This window comes from Mycobacterium sp. Soil_C_30 (genome assembly GCF_057656995.1).
Genome location: NZ_JBDGJH010000002.1, coordinates 1 through 14975, shown reverse-complemented (window position 1 = coordinate 14975; position 14975 = coordinate 1). Strand labels below are relative to the sequence as shown.

Sequence of the window (14975 nt, the reverse complement as noted above, 5' to 3'; positions counted from 1 at the left end):
GCTCATAACCGCTGAGCGGTTATGAGCGCGCCCAAATCACCGGAGTTCGTCGACGATCGCGGCCAGCACGTCGACGGGAATGGGGCCCGGCTGGTACAGGCACACGGTATCCGCCACGCCCGCAACACGTTTGCGGATGTGCTCGGCGATCTCGGCGGGGGTGCCGCAGGCGGCGATGGTGTGCAGCACCTCGTCGTCGATGAGCCCGCCCATGTCCTGCCAGCGGCCCTGCTTGGACAACGCGTGCAACTCGGGCTGCAGATCGCCCCAGCCGTGGATGTCGAGCACCGGCTTGTAGGCCGGGGTGGACCCGTAGAAGGCCAGCAACCGGCGCGTCGCGGTGTGGTCCTCGCCGGCGGAGACGATGATCTCCGGCACCACCGCGAACCCGGCCGCATCGCGGCCTGCGGCGGCCAGGCCGTCCCGGACGGCGGGCATGGTGGCCTCGTGCAGGAATTTCTGCGAACCGAACGGCATCACCAGCAGGCCGTCGGCGTGCTCGGCTGTCGCCCGAGTCAGTCGCGGGCCCAGCGCACCCACGTAAATAGGTGGTGGCCCATAAGGATTGGGGCCGGGACTGAAATTCGGCGTCATCAGTGTGTGGCGGTAGAACTGGCCTTCGAAACGAAGCCTCTCACCACTGCTCCACGCCTCGAAGATGGCCCGCAGAGCGGCGATCAGTTCGGTCATCCGGGCAACCGGGTGATCGAAGTCGGCGCCGAAGCGCTTCTCGATCTGGGTGCGGATCTGGGTGCCCAGCCCCAGGGTGAACCGCCCCTGGCTGAGCAACTGGTGGTCATGGGCCTGGTGGGCCAGGTGAATCGGGTTGCGGGGAAACGCAATCGCCACGTTCGTCATCAGGTCCAGACCGCTGACCGTCGACGCCAGGGTGAGCGGGGCGAAGACGTCGTTGGGCCCTTCGAAGGTGAAAACCCCCGTGGCACCGGCTTCTTTGAGCGCCTGGGCCCGTTCGATCGCATCGCCGGGCCCGAACAACGCCGTCTGGATCTTCACGGTCGAAGCTTAAGCTGCTTCACTGGTATTCGTGCGTGATCGCGTCGACGTTGTTGTGGTGGGTGCCGGCTTCGCCGGCTTGACCGCCGCCCGGGAACTGGTCAGGTCCGGCCTCGAGGTCGTGGTGCTCGAGGGCCGGGACCGGGTGGGGGGCCGCACCGCCCCCGGTTCGGTGGCCGGGGTACCGGTCGATCTGGGTGCGGCGTTCGTCGGGCCCACCCAGGACGCGGTGCTGGCATTGGCGGCGGAGTTGGACTGCCCCACAACACCGACCTACAACCACGGCTCCAACCTGATCCGGTGGCGCGGCCGGGTGCGCTCGTACACCGGGACCATCCCGTCGCTGTCCGTGCTCAGCCTGCTCGATGTGGCCCGCATCCAATGGCAGTTCGCCCGCCTCGCCCGGACGGTTCGCGTCGAGCAGCCGTGGACGGGACCACGCGCGCACGCCCTCGACGAGCACACGCTGGCCGACTGGCTGCATTCGGTGCGGGCGACGCAGTCCACCCGCGACTTGATGGCCATCATGTCGCGAGTGACCTGGGGTTGCGAACCCGACGCCGTCTCGCTGCTGCACACGATCCGCTACGTCAAAGCCGCCGGTGGTCTGGACAGAATGCTCGACGTGGACAACGGCGCGCAGCAGGACCATCTGAAAGCGGGCACCCACCAGATCGCGGCGCGGATGGCCGACCAGCTGGGCGAGCGCGTGGTGGTGTCAGCGGCCGTCAGCGGGGTCGAGCAGTCGGACACCGGCGTCGACGTCACGTCCACCGCAGGGTCGGTAACCGCACGGGCGGTGGTGATCGCGGTGCCACCCCAGCACCGCAGCGCCATCACGTTCTCGCCCGGATTGCCCGCCGACGCCGACCGGGTGGCGCACACGTGGCCCCAAGGCGCGCTCAGCAAGGCGTTCGCGGCGTACGACACGCCGTTCTGGCGGGCCGACGGCAGAACGGGGCAGGCGTTGTCGGACAGCGGCCCGGTGTTCATCACCTTCGATGTCAGCCCCGACGGCGCCGACGGGGCGGGGGTGTTGCTGGGTTTTGTCGACGCCCGGCATTTCGACGAGCTCCCCGCGCCGCAGCGCCGCGAGCGTGCCCTCGGCTGTTTTGCCGATCTGTTCGGTGCCCGCGCGCGAGACCCGATCGACTACGTCGATTTCAGCTGGGGAACCGATTCGTTCTCCCCCGGCGGCCCCACCGCGGCGGTCCCCCCGGGCGCGTGGACGACGGTCGGGCGGTGGCTGCGTGAACCGGTGGGCCGGATCTTCTGGGCGGGCACCGAAACCGCCGATGAGTGGACCGGGTTCCTCGACGGCGCGGTGCGCTCAGGTCGCCGAGCGGCGGCCGAGGTCATCAGTGCACTCGGCTGAAATGCTGGCGCGCGGCGGTGTTGGGCCCGTACTGTACGTTCGGCTCGGCAAACTTTCGCCGGCCAGGCTGAGGTGCCGGGGAGGATCACGACAATGAGTGCGCAGTGGAAGCGGGCCGTCACACCCGCTGTCGTCGGGGGCGCAGCGTTGGCGACGGTGGCCGCCGTCGCGTTCACCACCGCGGTTCCGCAGGTGGTATCGCGGGAGAAAGTCGAGCTCACCGCCACCATCACGCCCGGCAGCGCCACCAACTGGAACGCCGACGGGATCGACAAGTTCTACGGCATCAACTGGAACGAGACCTACGGCCCCACGGTCATCGCCCCGTTCCGGCTGGTGCAGTTCTGGCAAGGTGCCGAGAACATCATCAAGGCTCTCGACGCCGCACAGACCGACGGTGAGCCCGACGTGGTGGTCAGCTCCGGGCGCGGCGCGGGCAATGCCAGCGCGGTGATCAGCTACCTGGCCGCCAACAACCCCGACGATCCCCGCCTCACCGACACGCTGTGGATCCTCGACAACAACGTCGACCGGCCCAACGGCGGCTACGCGGCGCGCTATCCGTTCTTCGCGCTCGTTGGCGTCAACCCGGTGCCGGTGCCCAACAACCTCGAGGGCGTTCAGATCCTCGACGTGGGCTACGAATACGCCTGGAATTCCAGCGCGCCCACCTACATCTCGAATCTGCCCGCGTTGTTGAACGCGATCATCGCCTACGCCTACCGGTATCGGCAGCAGGAGAAGCTGCCGGTACCCGCCGAGATCCTCGACCCGGAGACCGGCAAGCTCGTCGAGGGCGCGTCAGGGCACTACATCATCGGCACCGACGGTCAGATCGTGCGGCATGAGCCGACCCCCGATGGGGTCACCACGGTGTATGTCACCTACGAAGCCAAGGGTCTGCCGATGCTGCAGCCGATCCGCGACTTCGGCGGTGATCTCGGCAATGCGTTCGCCGATGTCGTGGAGCCGCTGCTGACCGTGCTCGTCAACGCCTCCTACACCGACAACAACCCGCTGTCGGATCCCAGCGTGTACACCCCGATGCAGTTGTTCGCGCCGCCGAAGGTATGGGCCACCGCCGCCGAACAGCTGCCGGGAGCCCTGGCCGAGAGCTGGGACAAGCTGCAGGAACACCTTGGCCTCAAGCCCGCCGATCAGGACACCACGCTGAGCGCCGACCGGTCCACCGCGGACGGGTCGTCCGGAACCGAGCAGGTTGACCAGACCACGACCATCGCGACACCGGCGACCTCGGGGGCCACCCAGGCCGCAGAGGACACCGACGACGACGGGTCCTACAGTGCCCGGCGGCCCAGCCGCGCGGAGCGCTCCCCGGCCAGGACGGCGGACCCGACCGAGGACGACGCCACCAAAGACCCGACCGGCGACAAGGCCGAGGACCCGACCGGTGACAAGGCCGAAGACAACGCTGCCGCTGACAGTGACGACGCCGGCACCGAGTCCGACAAGGACACCGGGGCAAGCAGAGGCGGGGACCACCCCGGCAGGGCGGACAAGGACAAGGACAAGGACGCGAAGGACAAGGCTGCCGGCGAGTAGGTGAGGTAGCCGACTACCCGTGGTCCCGGTCCGGGACGCCTCCATAGTGAAGGGCGACGGAATCGTCCTGCCGAGGAGGCGCCATGACCGTCGACGACATCTCGTCCCGCTATCCCGATGTTTTCGACGCCGGCCTTCCCCGGCTCGATTACTGGAGCACCGTCGACCCCGTTGAGGCACACCGGCTCATCCGCGAGGCACGCGACCAGGCGCCCATCGCGCTGGGCCCGCACGGCCCGGAGATCCTGGCCTATCCGCTGGTGCGTAGCGTCATCCGTGACTCCCGGTTCGGGGTGCCCCGAGGTTTGTTCCTGGCGTCCCAGGGGGTGACGTCGGGGCCGCTGTGGGACAAGGCCGTGGCCAATCTGCTGGACCTCGACGGGCCTGCGCACACGCGGCTGCGCCGGTTGGTGTCGAAGGCGTTCACGCCACGTGCGACGTCCCGGCTGGACTCGGTGATCACACAGGTGATCACCGATCTGGTGGAGCCACTGGCCAGGTCGGGCCACTGCGACGTGGTCACCGACATCGCGCGGCCATACCCGGTGCCCGTCATCTGTGCGCTACTCGGCGCACCCGCCGAAGACAGCGTGCTGTTCTCCCGCTGGGCCGACGACATCTTCCAGATCTTCACCTGGGACGCCTTGGCGCACGAACACGAAATCCTGTTCGCCTATGCAGCTTTCGATGCGTACATCGACGACATGGTCGCCGAGCGCAGACTGTGCCGCACCGACGACCTGCTCTCGGAGATGATCCGCGCCGAGGAGGACGGTGACCGGCTCAGCACCGAAGAACTGTGCATGATGGCCCAGGGCCTGCTGCTGGCCGGAACCGACACCACCCGAAACCAGTTGGCGGCAGCGGTGCAGGTGCTCTGCGACCACCCTGACCAGTGGGCGTTGCTGGCCGAGCATCCGGAGTTGGTCCCGCGGGCCGTCGACGAGCTACTTCGCCATTCGCCGGTGGCGTTCTCGGCCATCCGCGTCGCGTTGCAGGACACCGAGGTGGGCGGGGTCGTCATACCGGCCGGCACGCAGGTCATGGTCAGCAACGCCGCCGCCAATCGTGACCCCGAGGTCTTCCCCGAGCCCGACCTCCTGGACGTGACCCGCCAGAATGCCTCTGCCATGGTTACTTTCGGCGGCGGGGCGCATTACTGCCTGGGCGCCAACCTGGCCAGAGCCGAACTCGTGCACGCACTGCGGGTGCTCACGGCGCGGCTGCACCACCCGCGGGTGACCGGGCCGGCTCCGTGGAAACCGCTGGTCGGGCTCACCGGACCGGTGACCTTGCCGATCGAGTTCGATCTGGCCGGCTGACTATCCACTCAAAGGTGTTGCCTCGGTGACCCTTTCCACCAGGTTCCGCAGGTGGCGGTTGACCTCGGCCGGGCGTTCCAGGATGGCGCAGTGCCCTCCCGGTAGTTCGACCAGCTCCGCCAGATTCGGGGCGTCCCGGGCAATCCGGCGCGAGGAGTCGATGGGCAGCAGCCGGTCGCGTTCACTGCCGATCACCAAGGTGGGCACCGTCAGCCCGTGCAACCGGATGTGTCGTTTCTCCATGGAATCGATGAGCATCCGGGCGCAGCCCGCCCGGCCCGCCGGCGGAGTGGCCGCGTACAACTCGTAGACGAACTGCGCGACGTCGGGGTCGGCGTCGCGTCCCACCGCCAGAGCGGCGACGAACCTGCGGCTGGGCAGCGCGGCGGCCCGCAGGGCGGGGACTCCGCCGAAAGTCCTGATGATTCGGGAGCCGACGGCCACCCTGCCCCTGGCCAGCCGCGGCGCCACGGACAAGAACTTGACCTGCCGGACGATCTCGCCCGTGGTGGTGTTGATCAACGCCACCGCATCGGCATGCTGGGCGACCTTGTGCGGGTATCGCTCGGCCCACGAGGTGATGGCGATCCCGCCCATCGAATGCCCGGCGATGACGGCTCGCTCCCCCGGCGCCAGGGTGGCCTCGAGAACCGAGTCCAGGTCCGAAGCCAGGTGGTTGAGGCTGTAGTGCCCGCGGGGCGGGACACCGCTGCGGCCGTGGCCACGGTGGTCGAACGCGATGACCCGGTAGTCGCGGGCCAGTTCGTTGATCTGTTCATGCCAGACGCTGATGGCGCAGGTGATGCCGTGCGCCAGCACGATCGGGTAGCCGTCCTGGGGGCCGAACACCTCGGTGTGCAGCCTGGTGCCGTCGGCTCCCCGGACGATGGCGGGCCGGCCGGGCGGCAACTGGATACGCCGCGCGCTGCTTACGGGCATGGGTGAACCTCTCGCCAACAACGTCGCGGGCACCCTTGCCCGCGATGTGCCGAGTTTAGTCGACAGCTGTCAAGTACGGCTCACCACGGCACTCGACAGCACAAACGCCGCCGTCCGGACGGACGGCGGCGTTGCGCAGCGACGGGTTCTACAGGAAGTAGAACACGTCCACCTGACCGTCGTCGCGCACCGAGAACTGCGCCTCGCCGGCCCCCTGCGCCGGCTCCAGGTTCACGAATTCGACGGCGGCCTCCGGGCTGCTCGCGATGGTGTGGTACCAGTTCTTCGCCTGCACACGAATCGCGCTCTTCTCCCGAGCGGCCGCCTCGGATACCAGTTGAGTGGTCATGGTTGTTCCCCCTGTTGGTTGGATCAGACCGATCACCGAAGTCGTTGTGGCGCACCGGTCTTGGCGTACATATTCACGATAGGGCGCCGCCTGGCCAGTCACCGGAGTATCCGGCTACCTGCCTGCGCCCACATGCTCGTCGGCCTTTGCCGCACCCGAATACCGTGATGCGGCAAGGCAGAACGCGATCAGCCCCGCCGACACCTCCCGGATGACGTTCTCGGCCTCCGACCAGGCCGGCGCGAAGGTGTGGCCGCATTCGATGGTGAAGCCGAACACCTTCGTCTTGGCAGGATCGACAAAGCACCTGCTGAACGCGTAGTCGTCGCTGGCACCGGAGGTTGGGTACAGCCCGAACGCCGGCTCGGCACCGTACCTGTCACCCCGCACCGCGGCGATAGCGTCGTCGAGTTCGGTGCTGAGTGTGGTGGCGATCGCGAGGTCCGCTGCGGAGATGTACTCGCGGTAGCCGGCGTCGTTGGCCCGGCCGCGTACGCCGTCGAACGCGCCGTTGCGAAAGTTCTGGGCGGTGTCCGTCGATTGGTTCTGGTCGCTGCCCCAACTGTGCAGCACGACCGGAACCGCGCTGTGCACATCGACATGCCATCGGATCCCTGGGTCGTTGTCCAGAAGCCAGACCACATTGCGGGTTTCGGGCTCGGACGCCGGTGAGGGTCCGCGATACACATTCGGATCGCAGGGGTCGTCGGAGGTCTTGACGTCTGAATCCGGAGCGAACTTGGCCAGGTGATCCCAGAGGAAGTCGAAGTTGCGGTTGATGTCGACGCCCACACAGCCGCCGTCATCACGACGACGGTTCTTGCGCCACAACGGCTCGGTGGTCTGGCTGTAGGAGCGGCCGTCAGGATTCACACACGGGTAGACGTAGATGTTCATCGTCGCCACCAGTCGGCGAATGTCTTGGGCAGTGAATCTCTTTCCCCCGTACCGTAATCCGGTGCCCTGGTCGAAGGCTTCGAGCAGATCGGCGGCGAGCGCGATCAGCGCATCCGGCGGTACCCACTCCCGCGCATGCACCCCGCCGAGCAGTAGCACCGCGTCACATTCCGACGACGCGGCACCGATGCGCAGGACATGGCTTCTGCGGCCTTCATGGGTGGAGTTCGGCACGGTGATCAGCGCCGAGGCCGCCGGGTACGCGGCGGCCAGGTTCTCCAGCGCGGACTCGATCTCGTCCACATTCAGGTAGCTCACGGCCTCACTCCTTCTCACCGAGGCCGCGAGGTACCACACCGCGCGCCGCGAACCTATTCCCCTGCGCCACTTCGCTTTGGCGTTCCCGCCCGGCTGCCGTGGCGTTCTCGATCACCTGGATGGAGGCTGCTGATCGCGCGGACCGCACCGCGTCGAGCTGCTGCTCGGACATCAGGGCATTGATCACCACCTGGCCCTCCCGGTGTCGCACCACCGGGCGACAGCCCAGATCCGGCTTGAGTTCGTCGGTGAGTGCTTTCAGCTCAGCTGTGGTGGGTGCGGTGATCTGCACGTGGAATACCGGGTCGTCGGCCATCTCAGGCGCCCCTCGCCGGCGCTACGGGGGCAAACGCCTCGATGGGTACACCACCCGGTCGTTGCGCCTGTTTGACCGCCTCGTGCGCGTTCACCCGCCCGAAACCGTAATCGTCGTTGTGCCCCTGGGCGTCGTACACCACGCCGCCGATCCGGTCCGCCGTGCCGCGCATGATCTCGCGCAGTTCGTCGCGGGTCAGGTCGGTGTTCGCCGACAGGGCCAGTGCCGCGCAGCCGGCCGCGCACGGTGCGGCGAAGCTGGTGCCGGTGCTGGTCCCATAGCCGCCGTCACCGGTGGTGCTGAACACGTCGACGCCGGGTGCGATGAGTTCCACCTCGGCACCGCGGGCTGCGTTGTCCTCGCGATCGTTGTGGTCGGAGCGCACCACGGCGATCACATCGGCGTGCGACACCACTTCGTCTTTGAGGACATCGACGTTCCTGCCGTTGCTGGCAGCCCAGAAGATGGCCAGGCCGCGTCCTTGCCGGCCGGTTGATGCGGCGAATTCGAGGGCCAGGGCCAGGGTCTGCGTCAAGGCCCAGTCCGCGCCGTTGGGTCCGAGGCTCGAGACCAGGATGTCGGCGCCCGAATCCGCACCGGCGCCGGGAACCTCGGTCGAGGGGTCTGCGGCGTAGGCCACTGCGCGCGCCAGGGTGGTCTGCGTGCCCACCTGATCGTTGAGGCAGGCGATGAGGATCAGCTCCGCCTCCGGCGCGGCCCCACATCCTCCCACACCGTTGTTGTGTCGGGCGCCCACCATGCCCGCGCAGAAGGTGCCGTGGTCACCCGAGGGCATCTGCGCCGTGCCCTGGGTGAAGCTGCCCTGCGGCCGGAAGAACCCGGATGCGGCCGAGATCCCGTCCCGCAGGTCTTGGTGCTGGGCGTTGAAACCGTTGTCTATCACCGCGACCCGGACACCGGCACCGCGACTGAGCTCCCACGCCTGTTCGGCGGAGACATTCGTCCACTGCCACTGCTCGCCGAACCGGGGATCCGATGGGGTGAACCGGGCGGGAATGTGTTCGATGAACGCGGGTTCGGCGAAGGTGAAGCGCGGATCGTCGTGCAGCCGTACCGATGCGGCCAGTGAGTCCTCCCCCGCGGGTGCGTCCACTTCGAACAGATTCGGCGCGAACCTCAACTGCCTGCCCACGGTCAACCCGGCGTCGGCCAGTACCTGCGGCGCCTGCTCTGGCGAGATCGTGTCACTCAGTTGCACATTCAGTCGCTGGGTGGCTACGCCGACAGTGCCGTCGCCACGGCGGACCACCTGACCGACCTGCTCGGTATCGCGTACCGACAGTCCCTCGTTCACCGACCGCGACACCTCCGGTGTCGGCGTGACGAAGACCCAGTTCGCGTTCCGGAATGCTTCCAGGCTCGGCCCGTCCAGCTGTTGTTCCGCGTCCCGGACGGGCGCACCGAAGATCTCTGCTTCCGGTGTCGCTCCGCGGGTGTCGGTGCTGACTTGGATCGCCACCACGTCGTCGAGGACTTCGACCGTCCTTCGTTCACCCCGGGAGAAGTATTCACGTTCCATGGTGGTTTCTCCTCGATTCTCGACCGCGGCACCCTGTTCGCCCGCGGTGTCTCCAGAGTGTGCGGTTCCGGGCGGCCTTTGAATCGCGTAATCGGCTACCCGACCCGAAACCCGTGGCTGCCATACTCAGGGTCGTGTCTGCACTCCAATTCTCCGCCTCGATCGATGTCGCCCTGGGACCGAACGAGCTGTACGCATTGGTCTCCGATGTGACGCGCATGGGCGACTGGAGCCCGATCTGTCGCGCCTGCTGGTGGGATGAAGGCGCGCTCTCGGCGGACGGGCCACGGGTCGGCGCGTGGTTCACCGGCCGCAACCAGACCCCGCAGCGGACGTGGGAGACCCGAAGTCAGGTGATTCGGGCCGAGCCGGGCCGCGAATTCGCCTGGGAGGTCAACAACGGGTGGGTGCGCTGGGGGTTCACCTTCGACGCGATCGACGGCGGTACCCGCCTGACCGAATCCTGGACGTTCCTGCCGCGGGGCCTCGAGGGTTTCCGGGAGCGTTTCGGCGAACAGGCCGACGCGCAGATCGCCGAGCGCACCGACGCCGCGCATCGCGGTATCCCCGAGACGCTGGCGGCCATCAAGAAAACCGCTGAGGGCAGTCGATGACGCACTGAAACGCACTGAAACCTGCGGCCGAGTTCGACCGCAGGCTTCAGTGTTGTCGCGTTACGCCTGTCCGAGGGTCACCTGGGTGGTCTGGGGAGAGCCGTCGCCGTCGACGTAGGTCAGCGACACTTTGTCACCGGGAGCCTTGGAGCGCACCGCCGCGATCAGTGCTTCGGGACCGTCGATCACCCGGTTGTCGAGCTTGGTGATGACGGCGCCGTCGGGCAGGCCGGCGGCCGCAGCGGGGCTGCCCGCCTGCACTCCGGCGATCGCGGCGCCGCTGGCGCTGGTGTTGCTGCTGAGCTGCACCCCCAGCGAACCGTGGGTGGCCTTGCCGGTGGACACCAACTCATCGGCGATGCGCTTGGCCTGATCGACCGGGATCGCGAAGCCCAGGCCGATCGACCCGCTCTGCGCCTCGGGGGACTCCCCGCCGCCCATGGTCGCGATCGCGGAGTTGACGCCGATGAGCTCACCGTTCATGTTGACCAGTGCCCCACCGGAGTTGCCGGGGTTGATGGCGGCGTCGGTCTGGATGGCGTCGAGCACCGCCACCTGGTCTTCGGGGCCGCCACCGGCGGCCACCGGGCGATCCAGCGCGCTGATGATGCCGGTGGTCACCGTGCCCTGCAGACCCAAGGGCGAGCCGATGGCGACGACGTCCTGGCCGACCTTGACGTCACTGGACGATCCCAGTGCGATGGGGGTGAGCCCCGAAACGCCTTGGGCCTTGACGACGGCGAGGTCGCCGGCCGGATCGGCGCCGACGACGGTGAACGGCACCGAGCGGCCGTCCGAGAACGTCACGGTCTGTTTGATATCCCCCGCCACGGACGCCTGCTGGGCCAGGCCACTGTCGGCAGCGGCGGCGACGACGTGGTTGTTGGTCAGGATCAGACCGTCCTTGGAGAGCACGATGCCCGACCCCTCACCGCTCTGGCGGCCCATGTCGATCTGCAGCTTCACCACACTGGGCATCACCTTGGCGGCCACCTGCTCCACCGAACCTGCGGGCAGGTTGGCGGCCGGTTGGCCGGGTGCGGCCGCGATGGCGGCCTGCATGGCCGTGGAGTGATCCGGTTCGGTGGTGACTGCGGCGGCTGCACCGATGCCGCCACTGACGACGGCCACCGCGACCGCGCCGGCCACCAGGGCGCCGCGCCGGGAACGCTTCTTGTGCCGCGCCGGCGCGGAATAAGGCTGCGGCACAGTGTGATACGGGTCGTGGTAGGCTCCCGCGGGCGTCTGGGCGTAACGCCAGTCATAGGCGGGCTGGTACGAACCGTCAGCCGGGTTACCCCGGTAGTGCTGTCCCCCAGAGTGACTCGGATCCTGGCGAGGATCCGGCGGATTCATGGGATACCGGGGAGGGTTCGTCATCGTGTTCGTCTTCTTCCTGAAACGTCAATGGGCACAGTTGCTTAAGCACAAGGTGCCTGCGATCACTGAGACGGAACTGAGAGCTGGCTCTGGGAAGTCCGAGACTTTTCCGCCCACAGCGAAACAGCTCAGGGCGGCGTCAGCGCCGCCGCCAGCATTCGCGCGGTCAAAGCCACCATGCCATCACGATCCGAATCGGGTGGCCGGTTCAGCGCAATGCGCAGGCATGCGCTGGAGGCCACCCCCATGGTGACGAACACCAGATCGTCGAGTTCGGCGCGAGACAGGTCCGGCCTGGCCCGGCTGGGTATGGCGTTGCCGAGCGGAAGGAGGGTGCGCTCGATCTCGTCCATGGCGGTGTGATTCAGGTACGGAGGCACGTCGAAAGATGAGGACGTCAGCGCCGCCCGCAGGATCGAGGCATGTTTCTCGTAAGCGGCGGTCAGCGTCTCCACCACGATCAGCGCGGCCGCTGCGACGTCGCGGTGGTCAAATCCCTCCCTGGCGACATCCTCTGGTTCCGCGGCATTGATTTTTCGGGATGCCTTTAAGCAGTCCTTCGCGAATCATCGCAGGCGTCCGGGTCAGACCGAGCACTAGTTCGAGCGCGTGCACATCGAACGGCTTGAGTTCCAGCCAAACCCTCCTCGGCGAACACGCGACCGAGGGCCTTCGCCGCAATGTGCGACGTTCATATGCTCCGCGCCGAAACAGCCGCTTAGCGAGCCAACTAGAACCGTGCCGCCGCGGCCGCGGGAGGAACGAGAACGGGCTACCAGTTATCGCTGTTTGACCTCCGGAGCCTGGAACCGGTCACGCTGGCGGTTAGCAGGGTGTGCCCCGCGGGATTGCCGTCGAGTGGCCTGCTGGTGCGCGCCGTGATGCGCCATTGGCCGTCTGAGCGGTGCAGGACGAAATGGTTCGCGCTTGCTCGCCACACGGTGTACTCGGCCGGCGAGCTGCGCCAGGCTTCAACGTCGAGCTTGTCCACGGATGCCGATGCCTGATTACGTAGCAGAACCAGCGATTCACAGAAGTACCGGCGCCAGCACTCCCACTGCAGCAAACGTCGGGAGTAGACCGATCGCGAAACTCGCGGTCCCATCAGTGACATCGTCAGAACCAGCATCGCTTTGCGGCCCACTCGATCACCGAAGTGCCCGAACAGAATCCCACCCACAGGACGCGCGATGTAGCCCGCTGCCAATGTGCCGAACGCCGCGGTGGTACCCACCGCGGGATCGGACTCCGGAAAGAACACCATTCCGAAGACCAAGGCGCTCATGGTTCCGTAGACCAGAAAGTCGTAGTACTCGATGGCAGTCCCAAGCAGGCTCGACACCGCTACGCGGCGCAGGTAAGCAGGATCCACAGACGTTGCCTCGGCCATCTCGCGCGCCTCCTGTGTCGGTCGTAGTGGGAGCATCCTCGTGCCGATCCCCTGCGGCGCGGTCCGAATGTCTATCAGTGGAACAACACAGGCCATCTGGACCGCGGTGTTCCGGCCACCGAGAAAGTGCAGAGTAGTCTGGCGTGAAGGTGACTACCTTCCATGATCATGAGCGTTCCTGTAGGCCTGAACGCGAGCCGACAACACCGTCGAGCCCGTATCGTGGCTGCTGCGTTGAGTGTTGCCGGCGAGGGCTATGCAGCGATGCACGTCCGAACCGTGGCCGACCGAGCCGGCATGTCGGCAAGCACCATCTACAAGTACTTCTCGTCCAAGGACGACATGCTGGTTGCCTGCCTGCAACATTGGCTGACCGAATTCGCCGTCGATCACCGGTTACCCTCGTGCGCCGATGTGTACCTGGGGGTGGCACAACAGGCCGGCAATGTGATCGAACAGCTCTGCGCGACACCCGCGCTGGCTGATGCGTTGGCGCGTGCGTACCTGTACGCCGACGGGTCGGCCGTCACGAACGCAGAATCGGTGCGCACCACGCTTGTCACCATGTTCGCCCAGGTGTTGTGTGCGGCCCCGGGATCACGAGATCACGACATCGCAGAGCTCATGGCAGACTGCTGGGCCACCAACGTTCTCGCAGTGACTCAGGATAGGTTGTCACTCAATGACATTCGACTTCGACTCCAACACACCCTGACGATTGTCCAGCTGGTGTCAACGTGACGCCGAAGTTGTTCACGAAGCTGTGGATGAGCTCGATGATGACGGTATGCCCTCGGCGCCGCCTAAGCCGCAATGGCCCGCCGCCGTCCTCGGTGAGGATCTGCGCCAGGCGTCCCAATCTCACACCACGCTGCAACGAAACCTGACGCAGGTCAAGCCGGAATGAGTTCAACGCCGGTCAACACAGCAGCGTCGTCACGTCCGGGCGCGACGGCAACGGCAATTAGACTCGTATCCTGCTCCCAGACAGATACTTTCAAATCTTCTCCGGGATAGACCACCCCTGCAAACCGGGCACTGTAACTGCTCACAGCAGCGGCGCTCCCATCCAAGAGCGTGTCGGTGATCGCTTTGCAGACCATGCCGTAGCTGCAGAGACCGTGCAGGATCGGTGCGGGAAAACCCGCAGCAGATGCGAATTCGGGGTCGGAGTGCAGCGGGTTTCGGTCGCCGCAGAGGCGGTAGAGAAGGGCTTGCTGAGGCAGGACCGGAATCAGCACTTCTACATCGGGCGCATGCCCTGGTGTAGCCGTGTGGCTCGTCGGTCCGCGGTCGCCGCCGAAACCACCTTCGCCGCGGGCGTAGATAGACCGCTTTTGCGTCCACAGCGGACTGCCATCCAGGGCGGTCACCACCGTTTCCGACCAAATGACCGCAGCTTTGCCCTTATCCCAGATGTCAGTGAACCGAGTGAGGGCTATTCCAGTTCCCGACTCTGGGATCGGCGCCGGCGCGCATATTGTCTCACTGGCGTGAAGCACCTTCGACAACTCAACGTCGATGCCGGGATACTTCACCGATGGCGCTTCGGCCTTATGGAAGCTCTGCGCGACGGTACCGAATGTCGGCAACACTTGCGGCTTGTCATCGGCGAGGTACCGGAGCTCGCGCGGATCCAGCGGCGCGGCGCCAGCACCGAGGGCAAGGTGGTAAAGCTGCACATCGCTGCTAGTCCAGGAGAATTCGACAGGGTCCAGCTCTGCCCCAAGTGCAACGTGGACATCGATCGGCATGACAGTTCACATTCCCGTTCAGGCGGTGTGTTGTTCCCGTTGTATTTCGAGGGCGATGTCGATGAGTTGGTCTTCCTGACCACCGATGAGTTTGCGCTGGCCGGCACGGTGCAGCAGCTTGTGTGCGGGCACGCCGTAGCGTTCGGATTGGCGGATGGCGTGTTTGAGGAAGCTGGAGTACACCCCGGAATAGCCCATGATCAG

At 66.6% G+C, this 14975-nt stretch carries 15 protein-coding genes and 2 pseudogenes; 6 read left to right on the top strand and 11 right to left on the bottom strand.

Translation table 11 applies throughout. The features are described 5' to 3' along the window. Nucleotides 1-36: 36 nt before the first annotated feature. Nucleotides 37-1014, bottom strand: coding sequence for a TIGR03617 family F420-dependent LLM class oxidoreductase (locus AC3A6P_RS02935; protein WP_487688203.1), 978 nt, complete (start codon nt 1012-1014; stop codon nt 37-39). A gap of 31 nt (nt 1015-1045) precedes the next feature. On the opposite strand from AC3A6P_RS02935, the gene AC3A6P_RS02930 reads away from it, so the two are divergent. The 3 genes from AC3A6P_RS02930 to AC3A6P_RS02920 all read left to right on the top strand — a co-directional run bounded on the left by AC3A6P_RS02930 (nt 1046) and on the right by AC3A6P_RS02920 (nt 5274). Next, nucleotides 1046-2389: a flavin monoamine oxidase family protein gene (locus tag AC3A6P_RS02930; protein ID WP_487688201.1), complete on the top strand. Its 1344-nt coding sequence runs from the start codon at nt 1046-1048 to the stop codon at nt 2387-2389. A 93-nt stretch (nt 2390-2482) separates the two neighbouring features. Next, nucleotides 2483-3952, top strand: coding sequence for a PE-PPE domain-containing protein (locus AC3A6P_RS02925; RefSeq protein ID WP_487688198.1), 1470 nt, complete (start codon nt 2483-2485; stop codon nt 3950-3952). 83 nt (nt 3953-4035) lie between these two features. Further along, nucleotides 4036-5274, top strand: coding sequence for a cytochrome P450 (locus tag AC3A6P_RS02920; protein ID WP_487688196.1), 1239 nt, complete (start codon nt 4036-4038; stop codon nt 5272-5274). Here AC3A6P_RS02920 and AC3A6P_RS02915 read toward each other — a convergent pair whose 3' ends face one another. From AC3A6P_RS02915 to AC3A6P_RS02895, 5 genes are all read right to left on the bottom strand, one after another. Continuing rightward, the gene (locus AC3A6P_RS02915; RefSeq protein WP_487688193.1) at nt 5275-6213 is read right to left on the bottom strand and encodes an alpha/beta fold hydrolase; all 939 of its coding nucleotides are present in this window, start codon (nt 6211-6213) and stop codon (nt 5275-5277) included. Between the two features lie 148 nt (nt 6214-6361). Continuing rightward, complete coding sequence (locus AC3A6P_RS02910) at nt 6362-6562, bottom strand: hypothetical protein (RefSeq protein ID WP_487688192.1); 201 nt, start codon at nt 6560-6562, stop codon at nt 6362-6364. 114 nt (nt 6563-6676) lie between these two features. After that, complete coding sequence (locus tag AC3A6P_RS02905; protein WP_487688190.1) at nt 6677-7777, bottom strand: M14 family metallopeptidase; 1101 nt, start codon at nt 7775-7777, stop codon at nt 6677-6679. A gap of 4 nt (nt 7778-7781) precedes the next feature. Continuing rightward, nucleotides 7782-8093 (bottom strand): hypothetical protein, encoded by a 312-nt coding sequence (locus AC3A6P_RS02900; RefSeq protein ID WP_487688188.1) that lies wholly within the window; start codon nt 8091-8093, stop codon nt 7782-7784. A 1-nt stretch (nt 8094) separates the two neighbouring features. Further along, entirely contained in the window at nt 8095-9633 is a 1539-nt protein-coding gene (locus AC3A6P_RS02895) for a S8 family serine peptidase (RefSeq protein ID WP_487688185.1), read from the bottom strand. A gap of 134 nt (nt 9634-9767) precedes the next feature. Here AC3A6P_RS02895 and AC3A6P_RS02890 point away from each other — a divergent pair, with 134 nt between their 5' ends. After that, on the top strand, nt 9768-10247 hold the full coding sequence (locus tag AC3A6P_RS02890; RefSeq protein WP_487688182.1) for an SRPBCC family protein: 480 nt from the start codon (nt 9768-9770) through the stop codon (nt 10245-10247). A 60-nt stretch (nt 10248-10307) separates the two neighbouring features. Here AC3A6P_RS02890 and AC3A6P_RS02885 read toward each other — a convergent pair whose 3' ends face one another. The 3 genes and pseudogenes from AC3A6P_RS02885 to AC3A6P_RS02875 form a co-directional block, all read right to left on the bottom strand. Next, complete coding sequence (locus tag AC3A6P_RS02885) at nt 10308-11627, bottom strand: S1C family serine protease (RefSeq protein WP_487688179.1); 1320 nt, start codon at nt 11625-11627, stop codon at nt 10308-10310. A 128-nt stretch (nt 11628-11755) separates the two neighbouring features. Then, nucleotides 11756-12082, bottom strand: coding sequence for a hypothetical protein (locus AC3A6P_RS02880; RefSeq protein WP_487688177.1), 327 nt, complete (start codon nt 12080-12082; stop codon nt 11756-11758). 576 nt (nt 12083-12658) lie between these two features. After that, nucleotides 12659-13017: pseudogene (locus AC3A6P_RS02875) on the bottom strand (MFS transporter); the annotation flags it as partial. A gap of 168 nt (nt 13018-13185) precedes the next feature. Between AC3A6P_RS02875 and AC3A6P_RS02870 the strand changes: the two are divergent. Continuing rightward, complete coding sequence (locus AC3A6P_RS02870; RefSeq protein ID WP_487688175.1) at nt 13186-13758, top strand: TetR/AcrR family transcriptional regulator; 573 nt, start codon at nt 13186-13188, stop codon at nt 13756-13758. A 22-nt stretch (nt 13759-13780) separates the two neighbouring features. Beyond that, on the top strand, nt 13781-13924 hold the full coding sequence (locus tag AC3A6P_RS02865) for a hypothetical protein (protein ID WP_487688172.1): 144 nt from the start codon (nt 13781-13783) through the stop codon (nt 13922-13924). Here the strand turns inward: AC3A6P_RS02865 and AC3A6P_RS02860 are convergent. Next, nucleotides 13911-14771, bottom strand: coding sequence for a MaoC family dehydratase (locus AC3A6P_RS02860; protein WP_487688170.1), 861 nt, complete (start codon nt 14769-14771; stop codon nt 13911-13913). The two genes, AC3A6P_RS02865 and AC3A6P_RS02860, sit on opposite strands and share 14 nt — an antisense overlap. Before the next feature lie 18 nt (nt 14772-14789). Further along, nucleotides 14790-14975 (bottom strand): annotated as a pseudogene (locus tag AC3A6P_RS02855) (4-hydroxy-2-oxovalerate aldolase); the annotation flags it as partial.

Coding starts and splice junctions, on each gene's coding strand:
- AC3A6P_RS02895 (WP_487688185.1), bottom strand. CDS start 9,633: ATGGAACGTGAATACTTCTCCCGGGGTGAACGAAGGACGGTCGAAGTC.
- AC3A6P_RS02925 (WP_487688198.1), top strand. CDS start 2,483: ATGAGTGCGCAGTGGAAGCGGGCCGTCACACCCGCTGTCGTCGGGGGC.
- AC3A6P_RS02885 (WP_487688179.1), bottom strand. CDS start 11,627: ATGACGAACCCTCCCCGGTATCCCATGAATCCGCCGGATCCTCGCCAG.
- AC3A6P_RS02870 (WP_487688175.1), top strand. CDS start 13,186: ATGAGCGTTCCTGTAGGCCTGAACGCGAGCCGACAACACCGTCGAGCC.
- AC3A6P_RS02910 (WP_487688192.1), bottom strand. CDS start 6,562: ATGACCACTCAACTGGTATCCGAGGCGGCCGCTCGGGAGAAGAGCGCG.
- AC3A6P_RS02860 (WP_487688170.1), bottom strand. CDS start 14,771: ATGCCGATCGATGTCCACGTTGCACTTGGGGCAGAGCTGGACCCTGTC.
- AC3A6P_RS02900 (WP_487688188.1), bottom strand. CDS start 8,093: ATGGCCGACGACCCGGTATTCCACGTGCAGATCACCGCACCCACCACA.
- AC3A6P_RS02920 (WP_487688196.1), top strand. CDS start 4,036: ATGACCGTCGACGACATCTCGTCCCGCTATCCCGATGTTTTCGACGCC.
- AC3A6P_RS02915 (WP_487688193.1), bottom strand. CDS start 6,213: ATGCCCGTAAGCAGCGCGCGGCGTATCCAGTTGCCGCCCGGCCGGCCC.